At 41.5% G+C, this 25,249-nt stretch carries 16 protein-coding genes and 1 tRNA gene; 8 read left to right on the forward strand and 9 right to left on the reverse strand.

The genetic code is table 11. The features are described 5' to 3' along the window. The first annotated feature begins 3 nt into the window (after positions 1-3). Together ACHSBP_RS10580 and topA are read left to right on the forward strand one after the other, a co-directional pair. On the forward strand, positions 4-3,360 hold the full coding sequence (locus ACHSBP_RS10580; RefSeq protein WP_021033088.1) for a hypothetical protein: 3,357 nt from the start codon (positions 4-6) through the stop codon (positions 3,358-3,360). 254 nt (positions 3,361-3,614) lie between these two features. Further along, on the forward strand, positions 3,615-6,269 hold the full coding sequence (topA, locus tag ACHSBP_RS10585) for a type I DNA topoisomerase (protein ID WP_395388810.1): 2,655 nt from the start codon (positions 3,615-3,617) through the stop codon (positions 6,267-6,269). Between the two features lie 52 nt (positions 6,270-6,321). Here topA and ACHSBP_RS10590 read toward each other — a convergent pair whose 3' ends face one another. From ACHSBP_RS10590 to ACHSBP_RS10605, 4 genes are all read right to left on the reverse strand, one after another. Further along, positions 6,322-6,720, reverse strand: coding sequence for a hypothetical protein (locus ACHSBP_RS10590; protein ID WP_010559876.1), 399 nt, complete (start codon positions 6,718-6,720; stop codon positions 6,322-6,324). Between the two features lies 1 nt (position 6,721). Continuing rightward, positions 6,722-7,642, reverse strand: coding sequence for a zinc dependent phospholipase C family protein (locus ACHSBP_RS10595; protein ID WP_395388811.1), 921 nt, complete (start codon positions 7,640-7,642; stop codon positions 6,722-6,724). A 212-nt stretch (positions 7,643-7,854) separates the two neighbouring features. Further along, a tRNA-Pro gene (locus tag ACHSBP_RS10600) sits at positions 7,855-7,931 on the reverse strand. A gap of 366 nt (positions 7,932-8,297) precedes the next feature. Further along, on the reverse strand, positions 8,298-8,948 hold the full coding sequence (locus ACHSBP_RS10605) for an arylesterase (RefSeq protein ID WP_010559878.1): 651 nt from the start codon (positions 8,946-8,948) through the stop codon (positions 8,298-8,300). Positions 8,949-8,958: 10 nt separating this feature from the next. Here ACHSBP_RS10605 and ACHSBP_RS10610 point away from each other — a divergent pair, with 10 nt between their 5' ends. Then, a complete protein-coding gene (locus tag ACHSBP_RS10610) occupies positions 8,959-9,672 on the forward strand; it encodes an ABC transporter ATP-binding protein (protein ID WP_010559879.1) in 714 nt (237 codons plus the stop codon). Further along, on the forward strand, positions 9,662-12,157 hold the full coding sequence (locus tag ACHSBP_RS10615) for an ABC transporter permease (protein WP_010559880.1): 2,496 nt from the start codon (positions 9,662-9,664) through the stop codon (positions 12,155-12,157). The genes ACHSBP_RS10610 and ACHSBP_RS10615 overlap by 11 nt, the downstream gene beginning before the upstream one ends. Before the next feature lie 11 nt (positions 12,158-12,168). Here ACHSBP_RS10615 and ACHSBP_RS10620 read toward each other — a convergent pair whose 3' ends face one another. After that, a complete protein-coding gene (locus ACHSBP_RS10620) occupies positions 12,169-13,065 on the reverse strand; it encodes a TIGR01777 family oxidoreductase (RefSeq protein WP_010559881.1) in 897 nt (298 codons plus the stop codon). 89 nt (positions 13,066-13,154) lie between these two features. Here ACHSBP_RS10620 and ACHSBP_RS10625 point away from each other — a divergent pair, with 89 nt between their 5' ends. Continuing rightward, positions 13,155-14,204 carry an AI-2E family transporter gene (locus ACHSBP_RS10625; protein ID WP_010559882.1) on the forward strand — a complete coding sequence of 350 codons (1,050 nt, stop codon included), beginning with the start codon at positions 13,155-13,157 and terminating at the stop codon, positions 14,202-14,204. A 34-nt stretch (positions 14,205-14,238) separates the two neighbouring features. Here ACHSBP_RS10625 and ACHSBP_RS10630 read toward each other — a convergent pair whose 3' ends face one another. Continuing rightward, positions 14,239-15,123, reverse strand: coding sequence for a LysR family transcriptional regulator (locus ACHSBP_RS10630; protein WP_010559883.1), 885 nt, complete (start codon positions 15,121-15,123; stop codon positions 14,239-14,241). 304 nt (positions 15,124-15,427) lie between these two features. On the opposite strand from ACHSBP_RS10630, the gene metE reads away from it, so the two are divergent. Then, positions 15,428-17,698, forward strand: coding sequence for a 5-methyltetrahydropteroyltriglutamate--homocysteine S-methyltransferase (gene metE / locus ACHSBP_RS10635; RefSeq protein WP_010559884.1), 2,271 nt, complete (start codon positions 15,428-15,430; stop codon positions 17,696-17,698). A gap of 34 nt (positions 17,699-17,732) precedes the next feature. Here the strand turns inward: metE and ACHSBP_RS10640 are convergent, their stop codons facing one another. Together ACHSBP_RS10640 and ACHSBP_RS10645 are read right to left on the reverse strand one after the other, a co-directional pair. Further along, entirely contained in the window at positions 17,733-20,105 is a 2,373-nt protein-coding gene (locus ACHSBP_RS10640) for a GGDEF domain-containing protein (RefSeq protein ID WP_010559885.1), read from the reverse strand. A gap of 87 nt (positions 20,106-20,192) precedes the next feature. Next, a complete protein-coding gene (locus ACHSBP_RS10645; RefSeq protein WP_010559886.1) occupies positions 20,193-21,884 on the reverse strand; it encodes a collagenase in 1,692 nt (563 codons plus the stop codon). Between the two features lie 167 nt (positions 21,885-22,051). Between ACHSBP_RS10645 and pyrC the strand changes: the two genes are divergently transcribed. Next, the gene (gene pyrC / locus ACHSBP_RS10650) at positions 22,052-23,089 is read left to right on the forward strand and encodes a dihydroorotase (RefSeq protein WP_010559887.1); all 1,038 of its coding nucleotides are present in this window, start codon (positions 22,052-22,054) and stop codon (positions 23,087-23,089) included. Between the two features lie 59 nt (positions 23,090-23,148). Here the strand turns inward: pyrC and ACHSBP_RS10655 are convergent, their stop codons facing one another. Beyond that, complete coding sequence (locus ACHSBP_RS10655) at positions 23,149-24,543, reverse strand: MFS transporter (RefSeq protein ID WP_010559888.1); 1,395 nt, start codon at positions 24,541-24,543, stop codon at positions 23,149-23,151. Between the two features lie 104 nt (positions 24,544-24,647). Here ACHSBP_RS10655 and ACHSBP_RS10660 point away from each other — a divergent pair, with 104 nt between their 5' ends. After that, positions 24,648-24,986 carry a hypothetical protein gene (locus tag ACHSBP_RS10660; RefSeq protein WP_010559889.1) on the forward strand — a complete coding sequence of 113 codons (339 nt, stop codon included), beginning with the start codon at positions 24,648-24,650 and terminating at the stop codon, positions 24,984-24,986. The last annotated feature ends 263 nt before the right edge of the window (positions 24,987-25,249 follow it).

A 25,249-nucleotide genomic window follows, 5' to 3' on the forward strand; every position in this document is an offset into this window, starting at 1 on the left:
GTCATGCCTTCGATCCGATTACTCTTCGCTCTGCTGTGCAGTTTTATGCTAACAGCATGTGGCGGTGGTGGTAGCTTAGAGTCACCAGATGGTGGTGGTTCAGCGAATAGCTACGAACTTAAAGTTACTCTTCACTCAACAGATGGTGGGAATGGTATTTCTCAAGTATCTGCTGCTCAACCTGGTTTGTTAAAAGCTACTTTAACTAAAAACGGTAAAGCGTATGCAAATCAACTGGTTTCATTTATTCTTTCAGACTTTAATGGTGATACTGTCGGTAAATTGGATCCTGAAATAGGTACCGCACAAACAAATTCCGAGGGTGTCGCCGAAATTACATTGCGTGCAGGCTCAGTAGTTGGTTCTGGTAAAGTGACGGCGACTTTTGCCCCGACAGATACCGACCCGTTACAAGTTTCGCTAACTTTTACGAGTGCTGGTGACGAATCAGATGGCGGTGTGAGTGGTGCTGTAACATTAGAACTGACCGTTTTGGATAAAAATGGTAATAAGTTCACAGAAGCAAATCCTTTAAGCAAAGATAATCAGGGAATTGTTCGTGCGGTTGTTAAAAGTGATGGTTTACCAATCACGGATGGTCTTGTGATTTTTAGTACAGAGCATACGGGAACAGTCTTATCAGATACTGGAACTCAACTTTTAGATGATAATGGTATTGCAACTGTCGCACTTGGTTCTGGTAACTTTAAAGGTGCGGGTAAAGTAATAGCACAAATCGATGGTACAACTATAACCAAGAGCACAGGCTTTTTCTCGTCTGGTGATGATGCATCGGTCGAAACTGCAGAAACAATAGTAGATGTTAAAATACTGGTGGGTTGTAATGACGGGTGGGATGCTGATCGTGATAACAACCGTTTAGACCCAACAGATCCAATCACAGGTTGTACAGTCGTAAATAGAGATATTTCTTCAGATCAGATTGGTACTGTGTTTGTTTCCGCTGTAAATGCTAAAACAGGCGATGGTTTTGCAGATGTATTGGCAACTGTTAGCACTACAGTAGGTAAACTATCACCAGAGTCTGGAAAAGCCGTAACAGACGCTAATGGCATTGCTTTATTAACTCTTGAGCCAGGTACCAAAAATGATACTGGTGAATTAACAGCAACTGTCCGTAATGTATCAACGAGTAAAGCGTTTAGTGTCGGCGTAGCTGAGTTTTCTTTAAGCATAAATAATGGGTTACACCTTAAAAACGATGGGTCGGGAGAGTATCAAACCTTAGCATCGGGTGCGACAACAGTTATTACGGTTGAATTGAGAGATGCTGATGGTCAGCTACTTTTAATTCCTTTGGATGTTGAATTTAGCTCAGCGTGTAAACAGGCCGGCAGTGCCGAACTTGATACCAAAGCCACAAGCATTGGTGGTATTGCGTCTGCCACATATCGCTCTCTTGGTTGTGAGGGCAATCCAACAGATACAGTGACAGCATTTATAAATGGTAAATCTATTTCTACACTGTTACCACTTTCAGCTTCTGAAGTGGCGTCAATCGAATTCATAGATTCCTCTGAGACAGTAATTGCTTTGAAGGGTACTGGCGGAAAAAATAGGACTGAATCAAGTAACATTCAATTTAAGTTGATCGATGAGTTAAAACAACCTGTTGCTAATAGCCGTATTGATTTTAAATTGAGTTCTAACAACGGTGGCGTTTCGCTAAATCGGCATTCAATTAATACAAATAGCCAAGGTATTTCAGAAGTTACTGTAACATCTGGCAAAATACCTATGGCGGTGCGCGTTCACGCGTGTTACATACCAGATGAGCAAATACCGTCAGACTATCCATTTAACGACGTTACGTGCTGGAAAGAGTTTTTTGATCAGTGTAAAACAACACCAAAAGCGGAAGACTGTCCTGAAGGGCAACTTAATCTTGTTCAGTTAGACTCACAAATTACTAGTGTGTCAGATTTATTAACAATTACATCAGGTTTACCAGACAATGATAGTTTTACTGTTGCATCTGACAATTATAATGTTGAAGGTTTACAGTATGACAACGTAACAGCCAATGTAACTATTTTCATGGCTGACCACTTTGGTAATTTCGTTCCTGATGGAACTCCTGTTTATTTGCGTGCAGAAGGTGGTGCTATTGGCCTCATAGATGGTGAGCAATTTAGTGACTTATTGCGTTGTGAAACGATAGATGGTGTTTGTACTGTTCAATGGAGAAGTCAAGATCCAAAACCATTTACAGAAAGTAAATGGGGAAACTCTATCAGTGGTGTAAACCCTGTAACAAATGAAGTTAATTGTAACCCTTGGTTTGGTCTTCCTGCTCCTTGTAGGTTTGGTCTTCTAAATGCAAACGATAACTCAAATGGCGTACCACTTGGTGGGCGGGCTACAATTTTAGCGACTACATCAGGTGAAGAAAGTTACATTGACCGGAATGCAAATGGGATGTTTGATAGTGGTGAATTTTATGCACCTTTTGACCTTCCAGAAGCTTTCTTAGATAGTAATGAAAATGGGGTCTTTAACGGTGATGTAGACTGTAGCACTGGCACTAATTGTATACCAGGAAACACTAATGGCGGTGAATTCGAAGAGTTTGTTGATCTCAATGGAGATGGTGAGTACTCACTTGCCGATGGCAAATTTAATGGTTTAGTGTGTTCTGAACAAGCTGAAGCTAATGGAGATTGTTCGAAAAGTTTAGTAGATTTGCGTCGAAATATTGAAATTGTAATGTCGGGTAGCGAAGCATTCGGTCGTTACACGATTAGTAAATCTGCCAAATTTGTTCATCCGGTTTTGGGTACTGAAGGTTTAATCCCAGGAAATTGTGATAATTTAGTTCTTGAACCACCAGCTAACGGTTCATGGGAGTTTATGGACAGAACAACTAATGCTAGAGTTTTACTAGCACTCGAAGAATCAGAAACCCAAGATTTCTGTGATGTACACTCAGTTGATATCTCTCGTTATTTTATTCATATTAATGATGATGACGATGTGAACACGCCAGCAGCGTGTGACCAGCCTAATGCGGTAGTTGAAAACGGTATATGTGTCGGTGATGTTGATACACCAATTGACGTTGGTTTGTCATATGTGCCTTTTAATTTTTACTATAGCGACATATTTAACAATCCACTACCAGCGGGTACTAAAGTAACATATACCGCTAGCAATGGTGAGACGGATGATGGTGGCTATGATATTCCCAGCTCAAATACGACATGGGCAGCTTATTCAAGCCATATTATTGGTCGTGAAGGAGAACCTAACAAGAAAGTAACAGGCGAATTTTATTTCGAATTTATAACACCAAAGTCAACGATAAAGAAAATTTCTTTGTTAGTTATAGATGAAGGGTAATCCTTGAGATAAAAAAAAGCGCCTTAACGGCGCTTTTTTTTATACACTAAATCTATTTTCCCTTCAGAAATCTACCAGTTCAATCTACTCAAATTTTAATCAAGCCGTGTATTTTTAACGCTAACACATATAAAAATAGCGAGTTTTTTAAAAATATGCTTGTCAGGCTGGCACTTTGTCGATATACCTTTAATAATAGCGCCCTAAATGGGTTAACAAATTAAATCGCATTGCGTAAATAAAAATAGGCAAATATGGGTAAGTCGTTAGTTATTGTTGAGTCACCAGCCAAGGCGAAAACAATTAATAAATATTTGGGCAAGGATTTCGTCGTAAAATCCAGTGTTGGCCACATTCGTGATCTGCCAACATCTGGGAAAGCGAACAAAGCCGCTACTAAATCGCCAGCTGAAGTACGCAAAATGTCACCAGAAGAAAAAGCTAAATATCGCAAAGAAAAAGATTATGCGAATTTAGTTGCGCGTATGGGTATTGACCCTAATAAAGGGTGGCAACCACATTATGAAGTGCTTCCTGGTAAAGAAAAAGTTGTTGCTGAATTACAAAAACTCGCAAAAGACGCTGACTACGTTTATCTCGCAACCGATTTGGATAGAGAAGGGGAAGCAATTGCTTGGCACCTTGAGCAGGTCATTGGTGGCGATGAGTCAAAGTATAAACGCGTTGTATTTAATGAAATCACTAAAAACGCGATTCAGAATGCCTTTGCTGAGCCAGGCCAATTAAATACCGACATGGTTAACGCGCAGCAAGCGCGTCGTTTTCTCGATCGTGTTGTTGGCTTTATGGTGTCGCCGTTACTTTGGGCGAAAGTAGCACGCGGTTTGTCAGCAGGTCGAGTACAATCGGTAGCAGTGCGTTTATTAGTTGAACGTGAACGTGAAATTAAAGCATTCATTCCGGAAGAATTTTGGGATATTCACGCAGAGCTGAAATCTCATGAAGATCAAATTCGTTTTGCGGTAGCAAAATATTTAGGCAAGGCGTTTGAACCTAAGAATAAATCAGATGCAGATGAAGCCGTTGCCAAATTAAAAGCTGCGGAATATAAGGTTGCAGCAACCGAACAAAAACCAAGCAAAAGCAAACCATCAGCGCCATTTATTACTTCAACAATGCAGCAGGCAGCGAGTACGCGCTTAGGTTATGGTGTTAAAAAGACCATGATGCTCGCTCAGAGGCTCTATGAGGCTGGTTTTATTACGTACATGCGTACTGACTCTACAAATTTATCAAATGACGCTGTAGAGGCTTGTAGAGGCTATATCGAAAATGAGTTTGGTGATAAATATTTACCTGCATCGCCAATTCGTTATTCGTCAAAAGATGGTGCGCAAGAGGCGCACGAAGCAATTCGTCCATCTAATGTTGCTATTTTGTCGGGCCATTTAGACGGTGTCGAGGCTGACGCGAAGAAACTGTACGAGCTGATTTGGCGTCAGTTTGTGGCATGCCAAATGACACCAGCAGAGTATGACTTAACAACAATTACCCTTGCCGCTAATGACTATGAATTAAAAGCTAAGGGTCGAGTACTGAAGTTTGATGGTTGGACACGTGTTCAGCCGTCAGTTAAAAAGAAAAATCAAGAAGAACAAGCATTGCCTGAGGTTAAAACGGGTGATGTATTAAAACTTGTTGAACTGGATCCTAAACAACACTTTACCAAGCCTCCTGCACGCTTTAGTGAAGCGAGCTTGGTACGTGAGCTTGAAAAACGTGGTATTGGTCGTCCATCTACGTATGCATCAATTATTTCTACGATTCAAGATCGTGGTTATGTGCGTGTAGAAAATCGTCGCTTTTTTGCAGAAAAAATGGGTGAAATTGTTAATGAGCGCTTGGTTGAAAGCTTTAGCGATTTAATGAATTTTGATTTCACCGCGAAAATGGAAGAGCGTTTAGATGATATCGCAGAAGGCGAGCGTGAGTGGACACAGGTTCTTGATAAGTTCTACCAAGAGTTCTCAGCAAATTTAGATAAAGCCAGTTCAGATGAAAATGAAGGTGGCATGCGTACCAACCAAGTGGTTGAAATCGATTTGTCGTGTCCTACATGTAGTCGCAATATGGGCATTCGCACCGCCTCAACAGGTGTGTTCTTAGGGTGTACAGGTTACGCATTGCCACCTAAAGAACGTTGTACGCAAACGATGAATTTGGTACCGGGTGAAGAAGCGGTGGCCGCAGATGTGGAAGACGAAGAAACAGAAGTGCTTCGTCAGATGAAACGCTGTCCTAAATGCGAAACAGCGATGGATTCTTACCTCATTGACGAAACGCGAAAATTGCATGTGTGTGGTAATAACCCAGACTGTGATGGCTATTTAATTGAAAGCGGTAGCTTTAAAATTAAAGGGTACGACGGCCCTGTTATCGAATGCGACAAGTGTCAGTCTGAAATGCAATTAAAGTCGGGTCGTTTTGGCAAATACTTTGGTTGTACTAACGAGGAATGTAAAAATACCCGTAAACTGCTTAAAAATGGTGAAGCTGCGCCTCCGAAAGAAGATCCGGTACACCTACCTGAGTTACCGTGTGAAAAGTCGGAAGCATACTTTGTGCTACGTGACGGCGCATCAGGTATCTTTATGGCTGCGTCAACGTTCCCGAAATCACGTGAAACGCGAGCGCCTAAAGTGTCTGAGTTAAAACGTTTTCGCGATCGTATTTCACCTAAGTTTTATTACTTAGCAGACGCGCCAGAGAAAGATCCAGATGGTAATGACGCGATTATCCGCTATAGCCGCAAAGCTAAATCACAATATGTAATGTCTGAAGTTGAGGGTAAAGCAACTGGTTGGACGGCACAATTCGTTGATGGCAAGTGGGTAGAAGAATCAAAGGCGAAAGCAAAACCAAAATCTAAAGCGAAAGCCAAAAACTAATTATCAAAATAAAAAAACGCAGCCAATTGGCTGCGTTTTTTATCTAGTATCTTTAGTTGCATACTTGGCTTAGCGCTAACGTTGCTTTGCATTCATTGTTAGGCTGGCGCCAGTGTTGCACATCTGATTGCGCCGTACAGCCAGCATCTTCAATTAGTAAGGTGTTGTTATCACAAAGCAGCAAGGCTGCGTTGGTTTCATCAATAATAACGTGAAGCTGGAATTGGTTAAACGGCGCTAACCGATTGGCATCATTATCAATTGCGTCTTGTAGCAACTGCTGTCCTTCAGTGTAATGTGTGTCGCTAAACTTCAATGTGCCGTCTAGTGCTGCTGCAATGTCTTTTAATTGTGACGCTAGGTCCGCCATTTTTTCAGGCTCATACTCATTTGGCTTGTTGGCACATGCTATGCAAAAGAGCATACCCATAATTACAATAAGGTGTTTCATACTAGTGCTCCCATGCAGTTAACTTATTAGTTTCGTCTTTACCGGTATCTAAATTCCAATTACAAATAGCGTCGCAAGGCATATCTTCAAATACACTGTTGGCGACAATACTAATATAGTATTTGATATTTTCAATAGCTAAATCAAACACATCGTTGTAATGCATTTTGCCGTGAGGCGTTTCAAGTTGGGAAATGAAATCTAAATCGACTTCTTCAAACATTGGATAGGTTAGACCATGGTCAACACCTACATGTCGTGCCCAAGGAAAAAGCCGGTGGCTCTCTTCAGCATTATTAACTACAAGCTGAAAGCCTGACTGCCATGCATCAAAATCAGGTTCTACATTTTTTGTATATTCAGGGTGAATTTGCTCTAAACAAAAACGCCAAATTTGCTTTATATCGTCATCCAATTCGTTATTTGCATTAGTGCATGAGCCAATATTGAGCTCGACCCGATCAGCATAACCAATTTCGCCAAGATTAAGCCGTTGCCAAATAAAGGCATCTTGATTCATTTCACAAACTCTATGTGCTTTTTGGTTTTGCTCGTACGGCCCCACCTTTAATTCAACGACAGGGTGAATAGTAATGTCTGCGGCAACGTGAGCCATATAGCCACACAGCCAAGCAAATGATTTTTCTTGCGCGCTTCCTTCCAGAGTTTTGCAATAGGCAATAGCGGCTTTAATGACGTCTCCTGTGCGCTCGTAATGCATAAGATCAGCCCATTTATTTTGTAGCTTTTTATCTAAACCCACCACCAAATAAGGGTAATCTGGTGAAACACAGCCTAATTCCAGATATTTTTTGTTTTTACTTAAAATTAATTTGGCTTTTTTGGGTATGTCTAATTGGTGTAGCGATTTATTTTCGGTAGCGAAATTAACCGCTGTAATGTGTGCAAATGCACCCGGCATGGTTTAGTCCTTTAAATAATCAACCTCGATAGCATAAATAACTTAAAGCAGTGGGCTAAATAGTCAAGGATTGTTGATTTTAAACAAACGGTTTATGTAGTTTTGTGGGGATTAGAGTTAAAGCTGTTTGATTAAATTTAAATTTGCTTAATTTTATAATTCTTACTTACTTATTTAAAAGTTCGAAGTATCTGATTAGGGTGAGAAAAGAATGGTCGGCATAGCAGGATTTGAACCTGCGACCCCTGACACCCCATGACAGTGCGCTACCAAGCTGCGCTATATGCCGACATAGTTGCTAGTGTATTCTCGGATTTATGTAAAAGCAACTAGTCTAGGTTTAACTGCGTGATAAATATACGATTTAATGAAAGTGTTAGCTGTTATATTTTGAATATAACTGGTCACGTACGATTGTTATTGTTTTACCTTATACATCGAATACATGTGTTCTTCGTCTAAACAAAGAGAGATATTTTATCGCGGCTCACTATCAAGACTCATTAATTTAATCAATCAACAAACAAGAGTATTTAAAAACAAGCCTGATAACTCATTTAAATCAATATTCTTTTACTCAACAGCTTAGTTAAATTCGATTGTTGTATTTTGTCAGTTAACGTTATTGCAAATATAAGCCAATTATTACTAATCGTTAATTATTTAAAATTAAATCTGCAAAATGTTGTTTCATTATCTCTACTAATAAAGGTTGTGCTTTTGCATTAGGGTGAATGCCATCGGGTAGCATAAGCTCAGGCTTGGTCACCACCGATTCAATAAAAAATGGAATGGTTGGTACAGATTTTTCACTTGCGACCTGCTTATAGGCGTTTTGAAACAGTGTTGCGTAGCGCTTACCGAGATTAGGAGTAATAGCTACTTCCATTAAAATGACGTTTGCGTTCGCAGCTAAGCTTTTATCAATAATTTGGCGTAAGTTATTCTTGAGTAATTTCACCGGGTAGCCGCGTAAACCGTCGTTACCGCCTATTTCTACTAATACCCAGTTTGGCGAATGTTCATCTAATAAAGCGGGAAGACGTTGCAATACACCACCACTGGTTTCACCGCTAATACTTGCATTTATCAATGTGATAGGGGATTTTTCTTGGTTGTACGCATTTTGTAACAACTGAGGCCACGCTTGTTCTTGTTTTAGACCATAGCCTGCGCTTAAGCTGTCACCTAAGATAAGTAATTTAGTTACTTGATTTTTGTCGCTTTTACCATCAGTGTGATCGGTGTTGGCGATTGCCGTGTAACTAATAACAAGTAAGATAACGAATAAACTACGTAACAACATTGAGAGTCCTATGAATAAGCTTTCGCAAATGAATGTGATTCAGGTCAAAGACCTTGAAAAAACTGTCGCAACACTTGATGGCGACCTAACTATCCTCTCTGGCATCAGTTTTAATGTCAAGCCAGGCGAGTCAATTGCGATTGTCGGAGCATCGGGCTCAGGTAAATCTACCTTGCTTGCGCTACTTGCGGGCCTTGATAGCGTCACCCAAGGTGAAATATTTTTAGATGGCGAGCCATTACATAGTTTAGATGAAGAGCAGCGTGCAGCGGTACGTGCTAAGAGTGTCGGTTTTATTTTCCAATCGTTTATGTTGGTGCAAAGCCTAACGGCGCTTGAAAACGTAATGCTACCTGCGGAGCTTGCAGGTGAAACAAACGCTGAAGAAAAAGCCAAAGAACTGCTTGAAAAAGTTGGGCTTTCACACCGTTTACATCATTTTCCTTCACAACTATCGGGTGGAGAGCAGCAACGCGTTGCGATTGCGCGCGCATATATTGGCGAACCTAAGGTGCTATTCGCAGATGAACCATCGGCTAATCTTGATAGCAAAAATGGCCGCATCATTGAAGAACTTTTATTTGATTTAAATAAAGTCGCCGGCACAACCTTAGTATTGGTTACGCACGACGAACACCTTGCTGAAAAGTGCCAACGCACCCTTCATATTGATGCAGGCCAATTAATCGATGACCGTATCGGAGTACAGGCTGATGTGGGCTAAATTAGCGTTTAAATTATTTCGCCAAGAATTAAAACGAGGCGAACTCAATATTATTTTATTGGCGATTGCGCTCGCTGTCATGACGGTAATGACATTGTCTTCAATCACTGATCGCATCGGTCTTTCTATCAATCAAAAAAGTAGCGAGTTTATAGCCGCAGACCGTGGCTTGCAAAGTAACCACAAGCTGCCACAAGAATTCCTCACAAAAGCGATTGATGACGGCCTGCAAACGGCCACTTGGTATGGTTTTGATAGCATGCTGTTTGCCAATGATGAAATGCAAATAGCGTACATTAAGGCAACCGACGAAGGCTACCCACTAAAAGGCCAATTAAAACTTAAAGACAGTTTTGAAGGGCCCGAGTATGTTACCGAGGCGCACCCAGCGCCTGGCAATATATGGTTGTCCGATACGGTTTTTTACAGCTTAAATATTGAAGTAGGGGACGTGGTTGAAATTGGTGAAGCCAATTTCATTGCAGAAAAAATTCTTGCTGAAGAGCCTGATGCACCATTTGCGATTTTTTCAAGTTCGCGTCGGGTACTTATGAATATCGCCGATGTTGAAAAAACACAAGTGATCCAACCAGGTAGCCGCGTTTCTTATCGTTATTTATATGCCGGCACCGAGCAGCAACTTAATGATTATTACGCTTGGCTCAAACCGCAATTACTTGAAAACCAGCGTTGGTATGGCGTAAAAGATCGTCAAGGTCCAGTATCTGATTCTGTAAACCGCGCTGAGAGATTTTTATTACTGGCAGGCTTGCTCGGCATTATGCTTGCGGCGGTAGCAATTGCCGTGTCTGCAAGGCGCTACTGTGAGCGTCAGTACGACCCCGTTGCAATGATGAAAACACTGGGCGGTTCGCGCACGACTATTCGTAATATCTACATTGTACATTTACTGTTAGTGACTGTTTTTTCGGTCATTATTGGTTTGTTGCTAGGTTTTATTTTACAAGTTATCGCAATCGATGTGCTGAGTGAAAAAATGGGTAAAGCCCTGCCGCCAGCATCACTTTGGCCGCTTGGACTAGCTACCTTTACCGGTTTGATCTGTGCCGTTATGTTCTCGCTTAAACCGTTAATGGACTTATTTGATATTCCACCAATGCGGGTGCTGCGCCGTAATTTAGGGGATTCCCTTAAAGTATCAAAACTGCACCTGTTACTTGCAACACTTACCGTGTTTGGCTTGATGTGTTTATTTAGTCGCAGTGTCGTGATTGCGGGTATTATGTTTGTGTCATGTGCGCTTTTAGCGGGTATGTTATTTGGTTTAAGCCGATTACTGTTTACCTCGTCACGTAAACTGGGATTAAAGCCAAGTAATAGCTGGTCTTTGGCAATTGCGTCACTACAAAAACGCGCAAACGCTAATGCGGTGCAAGTAATTAGCTTTGCACTTGCAATCAAGCTCATTTTATTTTTAGTAGTAATGAAGAACGATTTAATTGCCGATTGGCAATCGCAACTACCTGAAAACGCGCCAAATGGCTTTTTGGTAAATATTAGCGAATATGAACGCAGTGATATCGCCGATTTTTTAGCCGAAAACAACATTCAGCAAACCGATTTTTATGCTGTGGTGCGCGGTCGCGTAAATAGTATTAACGGTGAGCAAGTAGCGCGTTCTGTATCGGCACAAGAAAACGAAAAACGCGATGAAGAAGCGCGTTCGGGTGTTGGTCGTGAGCTTAACTTAACATGGCGTGATACCTTGCCGAAACACAATGAAATTGTTGAAGGTGAGTGGTTAAACCCAGATGCCAACGAGCTTTCCATGGAGCAATCTATGGCTGAGCGGTTAGGTGTGAAAATTGGCGATGAGCTTGAGTTTTTAATTGGCTCACAGCGTTTTAGTGCCAAAATTACCAGCCTGCGTGAGGTGAACTGGTCTACCATGCAGCCCAACTTCTTTATTATTTTAAGTCCTAAAGTGCTGTCACAATTTCCGGCAACGTATATTTCTGCCATTAGCACACCGACCGAATCTAAACGTGCGTTGCAGCAACTGGTGCGCAATCACCCTAGTGTGAGCATTATTGATGTAGATTCAATGATAAAGCAGGTGCGCTCAACTATCGACCAAGTTGCAACGGCCATTAGTTTTGTACTGATTATTGTGGTGATTTGCGGTGCGTTAGTATTGGTGTCGCAAGTGCAGGCAAGTTTGCACGACCGCATGCAAGAAGTGGTGATATTGCGAACCCTTGGTGCTAAAGCCAAGCTTATTAAAAATGCGGTGCTTTACGAATTTGTATTGCTGGGTTTATTTGCGGGCATTTCTGCAGCACTGTTTAGCGATATTGCATTACTCGTTGTGCAGTACCGTATGTTTGAGCAAATTGGTAATTTGCACCCAACAATGTGGCTTTACGGGCCTGTAGTTGGTGCCTTATTTGTAGCTGTGCTTGGCTATAGTTTAGTGGCAAAAACGCTGCGAAAAAACACTCAAGGCCTTGTTAGGGCGCTATAAAAAAGTGGGCGTTATCGCCCACCTAATATATTTTCAAGGGCAGGTTTTAAATGTGGAAAATGAAATTTAAAATCTGCGTCTTGCAGCGCTTTTGGCTTAACCGCTTGACCAAATACTAGTAAATCAGCCATCTCACCAAACATTAATCGCAATACAAATTCAGGCATTCTAAAAAAGTTAGGCTTTTCTAACGTTTCACTCAAACTTTCGGAGAATTGATTATTCGAAACCGGATTAGGCGCCGTTGCGTTAAACACACCGTTTAGCGATTTGTTTTCGATTAAAAACAGAATAATGTTTACCATGTCGTTAATGTGGATCCACGACATTTGCTGTGTACCATCTGCAATAGGGCCGCCTAGGCAAAACTGAAATGGTGGTACCATTTTTTTCAGTGCGCCACCGTGTTTTGCCAGCACCACACCGGTGCGCAAAATACATACGCGAGTTTTATCCGATTGCGCTTTTTTGGCAAGCGTTTCCCACTGTTTACAAAGGTAGTGACTGTATTCATTAAAAGGTTGGTTATGCTGTTCATCAACCGACTCGGTTTGCCTGCCGTAATAGCCTATCGCACTGCCCGAGATAAAAGTATGTGGTGGGTTATCTGCTGCGTTAATTTTGTCGGTGATTTGTTCAGTAATGTGCCAGCGGCTAGATTCAATTTTTTGTTTTTGCGCTTTGCTCCAGCGTTTATCGGCTATCGGTTCGCCGGCAAGATTAATCACAATATCAAGCTGGTTAAAGTCAATATCCTCTAGGGTTTCAAACGCATTTACATGGTGTCCCAAAATGGTAAACGCTTTTTCTTTTTTGCGGGTAAGCACCATTAACTTATGATGGTTTGCTAAGTGCTTACACAAGTGTGAGCCAATTAGGCCTGTGGCCCCAGTGATTAAAATATTCATAGATAAATCAAATAGCTTCCTATTTGCCACGCTTATAATGTAGCATAGCGCTAATTAGAACAAAGTGATAATACGAACTAAGGATAGCTATGGTTCAGCCCAATTTTACTGGTGCCAGTAAAAGTTTATTGATTTTTGCGGCCTTAATCGTTGTTTTAGCCGGCTTGAAATTAGCAAGCGCAATTGTCGTTCCGTTTTTACTCTCCGTATTTATTGCCATTATTTGTAGTCCGTTGATTAATTTAATGGGACGTTATCGCGTACCAAAAGGCGCAGCAATTACACTGGTTATTTTACTAATTATGTTAATTGTGGTCAGTCTGGCAGGGCTTGTTGGTCAATCGGTTAATGGCTTTTCGCAAAATGTTCCCGTGTATAAAGAGCAATTACAAACCGAGTTCTCAGGCTTATTAACCATGTTGGCTGAGTATAATATTTTGATCGATAAAGATCGCATTATGTCGTTTTTAGATCCCGGCAAACTTATCGATCTTGCGGCGAATACACTCGCGGGCGTTGGTGGCGTAATGGCTGACTTGTTTTTAATTATTTTAACCGTCGTATTTATGCTTGTTGAAGCGCCTTACATTGGTAAAAAAGTGCATTTAGCCCTTGATGATCCCGATATGAAGCAAAAACAAATCGACCTATTTTTAGACTCGGTTAATTCGTATCTCGCTATCAAAACACTGGTTAGTTTAGCGACCGGTGTTTTGGTTACGGTAATGCTTTGGGCATTTGGCATCGACTATTTTATTTTGTGGGGCGTCTTGGCGTTTTTCTTAAATTATATTCCTAATATTGGTTCTATCATTGCGGCAATTCCGGCGGTATTACTTGCTGTTGTACTGCAAGGGCCTGGCGTTGCAGGTTTAATTGGCATTGGTTACATGGCAATTAACACCGTAATGGGCAATATGATTGAGCCACGCTTTATGGGTAAAGGTTTAGGCTTATCACCACTTGTCGTGTTTTTATCATTATTGTTTTGGGGCTGGTTACTTGGCACGGTTGGCATGTTGCTGTCTGTACCGCTTACCATGGTTGTGAAAATTGCCCTTGAAAACAGTGAAGAAGGGCGCTGGCTTGCAATGTTATTAAGTGGCGAAGAGCAAATTAATGAAGAACTAGAAAGCTAATTTGTAGTTAAATAGTTAAAAGGGTTAGCATTTGCTAACCCTTTTTTTGTTTACAGGTATTTAAAAAGTGACGATAAACTGGATTGTCGCTCATGGTTTTTTTCATCGCTAAATACATCGGGCGTGATAAACCAAGCGCACCTAGTGGGATTGACTTAATTAATCCTTGGCTTTCATAAGGGGTTACTAACCAATCTGGTAAAGCGGCAACACCCATACCGGCGCTTACAAGCTGAAAAATAAGCAAGCCTTGATCGACAGTTTTTAAGGTGCCATCGAAACGCGCATTTTGAATAAAGTGCTTAAAAATATCTTGTCTTTCGCGTGGGATCGGATACGAAATAATCGTTTCGTCTTTTAAATCAAGCGCGGTTACATACGCTTTTTTAGCTAGCGGATGATCTGGGCTGACAATTAGCTTTAACTTAAAATCAAATAAATGTGCGAACTCAAGGCGCTCTGTTTCACGAATATCCGAAGTAAGTACTAAATCCAACTCATCGTTTAACAGCTCCGGAATGGCGTCGTAGCTAAAACCTCGCTCGTAATCCACCTTAATATCCGGCCAAAAGTTGTTAAATTCTTTAATTGTTGGCAATAACCAATGAAAACACGCATGGCATTCAACGCTTAAACGCAATTGCGAGATAGGTTGGTTTAAGCTCTCTTTTAATCTGCATTTGGTTGCTTCCACTTTTGGCAGTACGTCATTAGCAAGCTCTAACAACAACATACCTTGTGGGGTAAAACGTACGGGGTGTGTTTTACGCTCAAACAACTGGCAATCGAGTTTGTTTTCTAAATCTTTGATTTGGTGAGATAAAGCAGATTGCGTTAAAAAAAGCTCTCGTGCGGTATTAACCAAAGACCCTGTCTCTTTAAGGGTTGCGATGGTTTTAAGGTGTTTTACATCAATCATCTTTAGGAATACTCATATTAAACTTGAACGACCGTGAGAGAGATTTGATACTAGCTGTTTATTTTTCATGTTTCAATGTTGATTTGTACATATCGCCGTCATTTTAATAATAAATTTCTATTTTATATATATGTATAAATTATGATAACGCTGTCAATTGGTGTTTGGCTTATATGGAAAAATTTGATTTTCTATTTTGTATTAATTTATTTCAAGTTAAATTGGAAAAACTTGCGATTTTGTTGAATTAAATTTACCACTAATATTTAGCCATCTAAACGTCTTAAATAAAAAGGATACCAAGATGGCAATTACAATTCACAACTTAGGTTTTCCCCGTATCGGGAAAAAGCGCGAACTTAAAAAGGCGGTTGAGGCCTATTGGCGAAATGAGAGTTCACTCAAAGAATTGCAAGAGCAAGGACAAGCAATTCGCAAAGACAATTGGCAATTACAGCAAAGCCAAGGTGTTGAGTTGTTGCCTGTAGGGGATTTTGCATGGTACGACCATGTACTTAGTACCTCTTTGCTGTTCGGCGTGGTACCAAGGCGTCACCAAAATGAAACACAAACGGTAGATTTAGACACCTTATTTCGCATTGGGCGCGGCAGAGCACCGTCTGGTTGTGCATGCGCTGCAAGTGAAATGACCAAGTGGTTTAATACCAACTATCACTACATCGTACCTGAACTGACTGAAAATCAAACATTTGAAATTAGCTTTACAGAGCTGTTTGATCAGGTAAAAGAAGCGCAAGCGCTCGGTCATCAGGTGAAACCTATGTTGGTTGGTCCGGTAACTTATTTGCATTTGGCAAAAACTGTCGGCGAATTTGATAAGTTGGCCCTGCTGCCACGTCTACTGACAGCGTATCAACATGTATTGAGTAAATTAGCTGATTTAGGTGTTGAATGGGTGCAAATAGATGAGCCTATTTTAGCGTTAGAACTAACACCAGAATACCTATATGCGCTCACAGCCAGTTTTAATAAACTGCAAGGACAAGGTGTAAAGCTGCTGCTGGCAACGTATTTTGGTTCAGTAGAAAATTACCTAGATGATATTGCAGCGTACCCAGTAGACGGCGTGCATTTTGATTTGGTTGCCGAAGCGCAAGATATAGATAACATTAACGAGCGCATAGCTAAAGATAAAGTATTGTCTTTAGGTGTTATCAACGGCCGTAATATTTGGAAAACGGATCTCGAAGCGGTTTTCAACCAAATACAATCGGTGGTTTCATCACGTGAGCATGTTTGGTTAGCGCCTTCGTGTTCGTTGTTGCATACGCCTGTTGATTTAGCCTTAGAAACAACGCTTGATGGTGAAATTAAATCCTGGCTTGCATTTGCAAAACAAAAAGGGCACGAATTATCGTTATTGAAACAGGCCTTGCTGTCGGGGGATATAACTTCGCTCATTGATTATTCAGCGCCAGTGAAAGCGCGTGCTAAATCGCTTCGTGTAAACGATGCCGCAGTGAAGTTACGCCTTGATAGCCTAACCAAGCAAGATGGTGAGCGTACGAGCCCTTTTGCTAAACGTCAGTTGGTTCAAAAGCAAGCGCTTGGTTTACCTATTTTACCAACGACTACTATTGGCTCTTTCCCGCAAACAACGGCTATCCGTAAGGCGCGTCGCGATTTTAAAGCCGGGAATATTAGCGAAGCCGATTACACGGCTCAAATGCAAAATGAGATTTCTTATGCCGTAGCACAGCAAGAAGCTGTTGACCTCGATGTGCTAGTTCACGGCGAAGCAGAGCGTAACGATATGGTGGAGTATTTTGGTGAATTGCTCGAAGGCTTTGCCTTTACACAATTTGGCTGGGTGCAATCGTATGGCTCACGCTGTGTTAAACCACCGATTATTTGGGGCGATATTAGCCGTAAACACCCGATGACGGTTAACTGGACCGAATATGCACAATCACTCACTAACAAACAGATGAAAGGCATGTTAACAGGCCCTGTAACGATTTTGTTTTGGTCATTTATCCGCGATGATCTAGCAAAACCAATCATTGCCAATCAAATAGCGCTGGCGCTGCGCGACGAAGTGGTTGATTTAGAAAAAGCGGGCATAAACATTATTCAAATTGATGAACCTGCATTTCGTGAAGGGTTGCCTTTAAAAGCATCAAAGTGGCAAGACTATTTAAACTGGGCGGCGTATGCGTTTCGTGTATCGGCATCTGGCGTAAGCGACAGCACGCAAATTCATACCCATATGTGTTATGCCGAATTTAACGATATTATCGCGGCGATTGCCGATATGGATGCAGACGTAATTACCATTGAAACGTCGCGTTCAAATATGGAATTGCTTAACGCATTTGAAGATTTTGATTATCCAAATGAGATAGGGCCTGGCGTTTACGATATTCACAGCCCGAATATTCCAGAGGTAACCTGGATTAAACAGTTGATGAAAGAGGCAGCGAAGAAAGTGCCGGTGGAGCGCCTTTGGATAAATCCAGATTGCGGTTTAAAAACCCGTGGCTGGCAAGAAACCCAAGCAGCACTTAAAAACATGGTAACCGCAGCAAAAGAGCTCAGACAAGAACTCGCTTAAGTCACGTGTGATATGTAGGAAAACTGAGTTTGGATTAACTCAGTTTTCCTGTGGTTAAAAAGGTAAAAGCTTGTTTTGCAGGCATAGGTTTTGCTACCAAAAAGCCTTGGCCATATTGGCATTTAGTTTGTTTCAGCACATCGAGCTGAGTTTGAGTTTCAATTCCTTCAGCTACCACGTCAAATTCAAGGGCGCTGGCAAGCGTTAAAATAGCATCAACCAATGGGTGGTTTTCGCCGCAGTTAAGATTATCAATAAAGCTTTTATCAATTTTTAAAATATGAATAGGTAATTGATGCAAATAACCGAGCGCCGAATAACCCGTACCAAAGTCATCTAAACACAGTTTTACGCCGCAGGTTTTCAGCTTTTCAATTATTTCTGTCGCAAGGGAAAGATTTTCAATTAGCCCCGATTCAGTAATTTCAATGCATAAACTGCCTAACGGTAGTTTGTACTCAAAGTAAAGGCGCTGAATAAAATCAGCAAACTCTAACGTTGAGAAATGCTTAGATGACACATTTACGGTCACTTTAAAGTCTTCAGGTAATGTGCCGTGCCAAAGGCGTAATTGTTTTGCCGCAAGTTCTAAAATATGTAAATCAAGGGCGAGGATTTGTCCGGTTTCTTCTGCTAGTGGAATAAAATCAGCAGGTGAAATAAACCCACGCTCGGGGTGATGCCAACGCACTAACGCTTCAAAACCAATGATTTCGCCCGTTTGAATGGTAAAAATAGGCTGATAGAAAAGCGCAAACTCATGTTTGTTCATACCACTTTGAATATCGCTTTCTAACAGTGCTGCGCCTTTTAGTTTTTGTCGCATGGTGTCGTTAAAAAACTGTACTTTGCCACGACCAAGTGATTTTGCTTGATACATTGCCGCATCGGCGCGTTGTAAAATTTTATAGGCTTCGTCGGTGTCTTTGTTGGCAAAGGCAACACCAATGCTGGTCGATGCTTGCAGTAAATGGTCATCAATTAAAATAGGATCTTTCAGCGCGAGCTTTATGCGCTCAATTACAGGTGTAACGTCTTCAGCGCCAAAAATATCACACAGTAAAATAGCAAACTCGTCGCCACCTAAGCGTGCAAAGGTATCGGTTTCGCGAATACATTGACCAATAATGTTGCAGATCTTAACTAAAAATTTATCCCCGACTTGATGGCCTAAAGTATCGTTAATCATTTTAAAACGATCAAAGTCTAAATAGAGCAGGGCATGAATTTTAGGGTTGTTACTGCGGCCAAGTGCGTTAATCGCAAGGGTTAAATGGTCAATTAACAATGCGCGGTTGGCAATGCCTGTAAGTTCGTCATGCATTACTTTGTGCTGCAATGCTTGCTCGGCAAAAACGCGATTAATCACAAGGCGAATTTGTTGGCTAATATAAGTTAATAAGTCTTTGTCGTGCTCGGTGTAGCTAACGCTGTGGTTGTAACTCTGCACTACAATAATGCCCGATAGCTCGTCGTTTAATTCAAACGGTACACCAAGCCAAGAATTAGGCTGTGCACCAATTAAATCAAAGTCACCGTTATCAATATGGCGTTGGTATTCATCGCCATTGATTAGCACGGCTTGTTGCTTATTGATGGCATAAACCGATGCGGTTTTTTGTATTTGCGCATTGCTAAAGCGTTTTAACGTAATACGCTCTACGCCATGCTCAATAATGTAAGGAATTTCTAAGCCTCGGGTTTGTTTATTGTAATAGCCAATAAACAGATTTTCGGCGGGCAGTAAGGTTTTAACAATGTCGTGCAGGCCAGTATAAAAACTATCCATGGTCTGCGAATCTGAACTTAAGTTAGCAATTTGCAACATGCCTTTTTCAAGCAGCTGTGCGTAGTTAAGCTGATTAATAGTATCGGTAAGATTGGCAACCGTTTTGCACTGGTCAATTTTAGCGCTAAGCATTGACGCAACGGTTGTTAAAATACTTAAATGATCGGCAGTGTAGTAGTCTTTCTCAGGGTGTTCGCAATCAATTACGCCAAGCACTTGGCCGTCGTAAACTAGTGGTACACATATTTCCGAAAGCACGTTGCCGCTAATATCTAAGTAACGCTTGTCTTGTGATACGTCGCTAATAATTTCGGCGCAGCCGGTTTCAAACACATGGCCGCAAATACCTTCTGAAATCGAAATTGCGAGCTGTTCGTTTTCAATATCATTGTGTTTATGAATGGATGAAACTTGGTTGAGTATTTGCTTTTCTAAATCGGCGATAAAAATGGAGCACTCATCAAAACCGAGGCGTTTAACTACTTGATGCGTTACGTAGTCGTAGAGCTCGTCGAGATCAACAATACGAATGAGCGACGAGGCAAACTCGTTAATAATACTTAACTGATTAGCTCTGGTGGTAATTGCGTCTACATTGTCGCCCGATGAATACTGCATAAAAGCGCTTGCTAGCCGTGTGTTATTAGAAATTAACACAAATGTAACTCAGCAAGCACTTTTGCTCAATAAAAGTTTGTTTTGCCTTTATAAAATATGATTATGCTCGGCGTTAATTTTAAGCGTTTTAGGCATTAAATAATCGCGATATAAATAACGATATAGTCTATTTGGCTTTTCTTTCTGCGCCGCGTCTTGGTGTGGATTAGTTTGCTTATAGCTTGCTAAATAGTGTGCGAACTTATCGCTGTGTTTAGCCACTAAACTGTCAAGCAGTTCACTGTAGCCATCAAAGTAGTCAGTACGTAAAAAGTGCGCTAACTGACGATAATCATCTATGGCATTTTCTGATAAATAACGGTGCGCTAAATACGACCACTGATAAACACGTTTTGAACCATCTTGGTAGGTAGTGTCAAAGACTTCACGCAAAGTAGGCCATTTTGCTTGCTCTGTTTCGTGCAGCAACTTATTCACGCGGTCATTGCTTTTACCCTGTGCAATTAATTCAGCACCACCTTCGCTCCACCATACTAAGTGGCTTGGAAAGTGGCCAAAACCATCGTATTTATTAAAACGGCCATCTAAGTAGTGCACGTATTCGTGGTTTAGGTTCCAAACCGAAAAACCTTCTTTCCAAAAAGCTTTAAAAGAATAAAAAGTAGCTTGGTTACCGGGCTTGCTCGGCTTACCTTCAATGTACATACCGCCATTGTCGGTGCTGATATCAAAGATCATTTGGCCGTGTTGGTTGTAGCCTGTGTAGTTATCAAAAATTACAACGCGCAGCGCTTCATTAAAGTCGTTAGGCACAGGCTGGCGCTTAGTAGCGTATACGTCGTGGAAATGTGATTCTTGCGAAATTAAACGCTCGCAACTGATATTAAGTTGCTCGGTAGTCAAAGTTTGTGCGCGAATAAACAGCGAATCTGAACATTTGTGGTTAATTGGCAGGGCATCATCAAGTGTAATTTCGCTGCAGCGGCCTTTAAACTCCTCATCACAAGCTGATTTACCACGGAAGCTATTAACTAAATAACGCTGTGAAAAGATAAACTCTTTATTTGTGTTTGGGTTTTGCTCAAGTGCCGCCCACACTTTTTCATCAAGTGCTTTTTCAGCTGCTTCATCATCTAAGATATAATGAAGGTAACCAAGCGCCCAAGCCGCGTGCGCTTGCTGCCAGCTGTTGTCGGTTTGAAGCAAGTCGAGTAATTCTTGCTGCCACTTAGTTTGTGCAAGTACCGCTTGTTTAATCTCATCTTCACTGCGTGCTTCAAATGCTAAAAAGCCAATAGCACGAAGTTGTTCCCACTTAGCATATTGCGCTGCAAGCGGGCTTGCATCGCTAAGCGCTAGGTTTGGTAATAAAGGTAAGTGTTTAGCTAATTTATCTTTTAAATCATCAAAGTAGTAATAACGGTAAAGTGTTACCGCGTAGTTTTCGATGGCGCGATAGTCGTCTTTAGAGATGGTTTGCATACGGGCAAACAACGCGCTGTCTAGTGCGGTTAATTGCTCAGCTGTTAAATTCTTCGTATTGCCAAAATAGCTAAAACCGCGCAGGGCATAAAGGGTTTCATTAATGTCGGCGCCAGCGTTTAAATTGGTAACTAGGGCATCAAAGTCACTGTTGGTTAAACCTAATTGCCAATAAGCTTGTGTGTTAATTGTGATAGGGCTTTGTAAAAGCGTGGCTGTTGGCTCGTTGCTTGTCGATGCACAACCTGAAGCAAGTAACCCTGTTAATAACAGAGAAGTAGCGCGTGTTAGTTTCATTTTTGGTCTCTATTTTTATTAATGTGTGCGCTAACTTATCAAAAAGGGATATTGTATACAATTATTATCGATAAACCTCTACGCTAGCGCTTTACAGCGGCATCACAAGTCAATAAGATCAGCACAATCGGACGTTCGTCCGCTCACCGTCAATAAAAGGTAGGATCATGACAGACACAACTGCTAAATTAACCATTACTCGCCCAGACGATTGGCACATTCACTTACGTGATGGCGACCAGTTAAAAGACACCGTACGTGACGTAAGCCGTTACATGGGTCGCGCGATTATTATGCCTAACCTTGTACCACCAGCAACCTGTACTGATTCTGCCCTTAGCTACTACGAGCGAATTCAAGCGCACAATAACAGCAACTTTGAACCGCTAATGGTGTTATATCTAACAGATAAAACAACGCCAGAAGAAATTAAAAAAGCGAAAGCGAGCGGTAAAATTGTTGCTGCTAAATTATACCCAGCAGGCGCAACCACTAACTCAGATTCAGGCGTAACTTCAATTGAAGGCATGTACCCGGTATTTGAAGCCATGGCTGAAGTAGGTATGCTGTTACTAATTCACGGTGAAGTAACTGATTCAAGCATTGATATTTTTGACCGCGAAAAAGTATTTATTGAAAATATTCTGTGCAAAATTGTGGATGATTTCCCAAATCTGAAAATTGTACTAGAGCACATTACCACAAAAGATGCGGCAGAATTTGTCGCGGCAGCAGGCGACAATGTTGCAGCAACCATTACGGCGCATCACTTACTGTATAACCGTAACCACATGCTAGCAGGTGGCATTCGTCCACATTATTACTGTTTACCAATTTTAAAGCGCAATATTCACCAAGAAGCGTTAATTAAAGCGGCAACAAGCGGCAGCAAAAAATTCTTCTTAGGCACAGATTCAGCGCCGCACCTAAAAGATAAAAAAGAAGCGTCATGTGGTTGTGCTGGTTCTTACACTGCGCACGCTGCACTTGAGCTATACGCAGAAGCATTTGAAGAAGCAGGCGCACTTGATAAGTTAGAAGCGTTTGCGAGCTTTAATGGCCCAGATTTCTACGGTTTACCACGCAATACCGACACAGTCACACTTGAAAAAGACACGTGGCAAGTACCAGAGTCATACCCACTAGGCGATGACGTTGTTGTGCCAATTCGCGCAGGCGATGAAATTACGTGGAAAGTGAAGTAATACATTTTTCCAAAAGTAAGAAGCCCGCTAAATGCGGGCTTTTTTGTTATTTAAATAAGTTAGCTTGAAGCTTGATTTTTATTATCTTCATTTGCTTTTAGGGTTTGCTCTGAACTTACATCTAAATCTGGGTGTTGCTGCTTAGTAAACTCTTGGTCATCAAACTCTTCATCGTCTAAATCTTCTTGAGAGTGAGTGTTTTCCTCATCTACTACCAGCAATTGTTCGTGCGCTGTGGTTTCTTCAATACGCGGATCCATAGTTGCAGCCAGTGGTGATGCGGTTACATCGGATGTACCCACCACATAATCGCTTGGCTCGGGTTGTTCCGCTTTTTGCTTAGAGTTAATAAAGCTTAGCAGTGCAAACATCACCACAGTGAGCACCGCAGTTGAACCATACAAAGCTTGGTGACCAAAAAACGCCATAATTTGCGCATTCACGGCCGAACCAATCGCGGCGCCTGCGCCAAACATAATCAACAAGGCAGACGATACACCTACACGATCTTCATCTTCTACACGCGAGTTTGCTAGCGCTGATGAAAGCGGGTAGAGCGTAAATGCAAATAAGCCAAAGGCAAAAGTTAGGGCATAAGCGACATACTGAGTAAGTGGCAATAAAAATAAGGCCAAACTCACCACACCAATGGCAACCGCGTTACTGCGAATTAAAATACTGCGGCGTATTTTGTCGGAAATAACACCCATCGGCCACTGCGCCAATAAACCTGCAAAAATGGTGATAGACATAAATAATGCAATTTCTTGGGCGCTAAAGCCCGAAAGGCTTGCAAACGTAGGTGCCAAACCATAAAAACTACCATTAATAATGCCTGCAAAATGCACTGCCGTAAGCGACTGTGGTACTTTTTTAAAATAGCCAAATAAACTCACTTGAATTGGTTTGAGCGGTTTAGGGTGAATACGCCGAGTAATAGAAATTGGAATAATACCAAGCGACAACGCCATACAGACTAAAAAGAGTGGGGCATAACCGAGCTCTGGAAAACGCGATAGCGCTAATTGACCAAGCACCATACCTAGGTATGAAGTGATCATATAAAACGAAAATACCCGGCCTCGGGATTCGGGCGCTGCTTGCTCATTAAGCCAGCTTTCTAACACCATGTAATTACACATCATGCTAAGACCAACAATTAAGCGAAGTGCCAACCAGAGGTAAATATTATCACTGAGCGCATGCGCTGCAACACAAGCCGTCACCGCAGCAGTATTTGCCACAAAAGTACGAATATGACCAACCGATTTAATTAAGTGGTAACCCAACTTAGAACCTAGTAACAAACCTAAATAATAAAAAGAAGTGAGTAAACCAATCCAGAATGTGGAGACATTATGCTGGCCTAAATAAAGCGCTAGGTAAGTGGTGAGTAAACCCGTCCCACCAATCAAAAATAAGTTTGTGAAATAAAGCGAAGGGAATGATTTCATTGAAATACTTTTTTACACGGTTAGGCAGTAATACTAGAGGATTGAGAGGGGATTTCCAAGGGGGAAGTTGAGGTTTTCGTCTTCAGGTGTGTTGGTATTTGAATGTGAGTTTGCAAGTGACTTTTGTGAAAATGGAAAGGGGAGTTGTCGCGCTGAAGAAGTATTCTCTTGTATTAACTAATTTAATTAACTTTTGCCTGTTAGGACAATTAGAATGCTGCGTGAATTGGTTTCAAATCATTTTAATGAACGCTGAAATGAGGAATGAGATTTTTCTCTCAGCAACTGAGTTCTATTTGCCGTATATTTGTCGCGCTGGCGACAGCAGTCAAAGGGAGGCTATCGCCGGTCTCCCTTTGGAATCCCTCGGCGCCCCCAAAATCAAACTTAATCTTCAAACGTCTTTTAAATGTGAACATAAACGCCATGAATCGGCGCGCTAAACGTCCCTGTACGCTTTCCAGCTCGAAGTCCTTTTCTCGCGTTCATAGCTAGCCGAACTTCGTTCGTCTCTAGACGCTATTCACCCATGCATCAGTATGGCTTGCTCGACTGCTACGCTCCCTGTCTCGCATTACTCATTTAAAATCCGTTTTCAGGTTTGATTAAGGGGAGGCAATCGCTCACATCTGAGTTAGGAAGAGTTAGATGCTTTGAAAGTTTTCGTGCTAAATGCAGACCTGATTTCAAAGCTCATAAATATCAA

The organism is Pseudoalteromonas sp. XMcav1-K, from assembly GCF_044005875.1.
Taxonomy (GTDB): domain Bacteria; phylum Pseudomonadota; class Gammaproteobacteria; order Enterobacterales; family Alteromonadaceae; genus Pseudoalteromonas; species Pseudoalteromonas spongiae.

Excerpts from the sequence above, each read along its gene's own strand:
- ACHSBP_RS10580 (WP_021033088.1), top strand. The coding sequence starts at position 4 with ATGCCTTCGATCCGATTACTCTTCGCTCTGCTGTGCAGTTTTATGCTA.
- topA (WP_395388810.1), top strand. The coding sequence starts at position 3,615 with ATGGGTAAGTCGTTAGTTATTGTTGAGTCACCAGCCAAGGCGAAAACA.
- ACHSBP_RS10590 (WP_010559876.1), bottom strand. The coding sequence starts at position 6,720 with ATGAAACACCTTATTGTAATTATGGGTATGCTCTTTTGCATAGCATGT.
- ACHSBP_RS10595 (WP_395388811.1), bottom strand. The coding sequence starts at position 7,642 with ATGCCGGGTGCATTTGCACACATTACAGCGGTTAATTTCGCTACCGAA.
- ACHSBP_RS10605 (WP_010559878.1), bottom strand. The coding sequence starts at position 8,948 with ATGTTGTTACGTAGTTTATTCGTTATCTTACTTGTTATTAGTTACACG.
- ACHSBP_RS10610 (WP_010559879.1), top strand. The coding sequence starts at position 8,959 with ATGAATAAGCTTTCGCAAATGAATGTGATTCAGGTCAAAGACCTTGAA.
- ACHSBP_RS10615 (WP_010559880.1), top strand. The coding sequence starts at position 9,662 with ATGTGGGCTAAATTAGCGTTTAAATTATTTCGCCAAGAATTAAAACGA.
- ACHSBP_RS10620 (WP_010559881.1), bottom strand. The coding sequence starts at position 13,065 with ATGAATATTTTAATCACTGGGGCCACAGGCCTAATTGGCTCACACTTG.
- ACHSBP_RS10625 (WP_010559882.1), top strand. The coding sequence starts at position 13,155 with ATGGTTCAGCCCAATTTTACTGGTGCCAGTAAAAGTTTATTGATTTTT.
- ACHSBP_RS10630 (WP_010559883.1), bottom strand. The coding sequence starts at position 15,123 with ATGATTGATGTAAAACACCTTAAAACCATCGCAACCCTTAAAGAGACA.
- metE (WP_010559884.1), top strand. The coding sequence starts at position 15,428 with ATGGCAATTACAATTCACAACTTAGGTTTTCCCCGTATCGGGAAAAAG.
- ACHSBP_RS10640 (WP_010559885.1), bottom strand. The coding sequence starts at position 20,105 with ATGCAGTATTCATCGGGCGACAATGTAGACGCAATTACCACCAGAGCT.
- ACHSBP_RS10645 (WP_010559886.1), bottom strand. The coding sequence starts at position 21,884 with ATGAAACTAACACGCGCTACTTCTCTGTTATTAACAGGGTTACTTGCT.
- pyrC (WP_010559887.1), top strand. The coding sequence starts at position 22,052 with ATGACAGACACAACTGCTAAATTAACCATTACTCGCCCAGACGATTGG.
- ACHSBP_RS10655 (WP_010559888.1), bottom strand. The coding sequence starts at position 24,543 with ATGAAATCATTCCCTTCGCTTTATTTCACAAACTTATTTTTGATTGGT.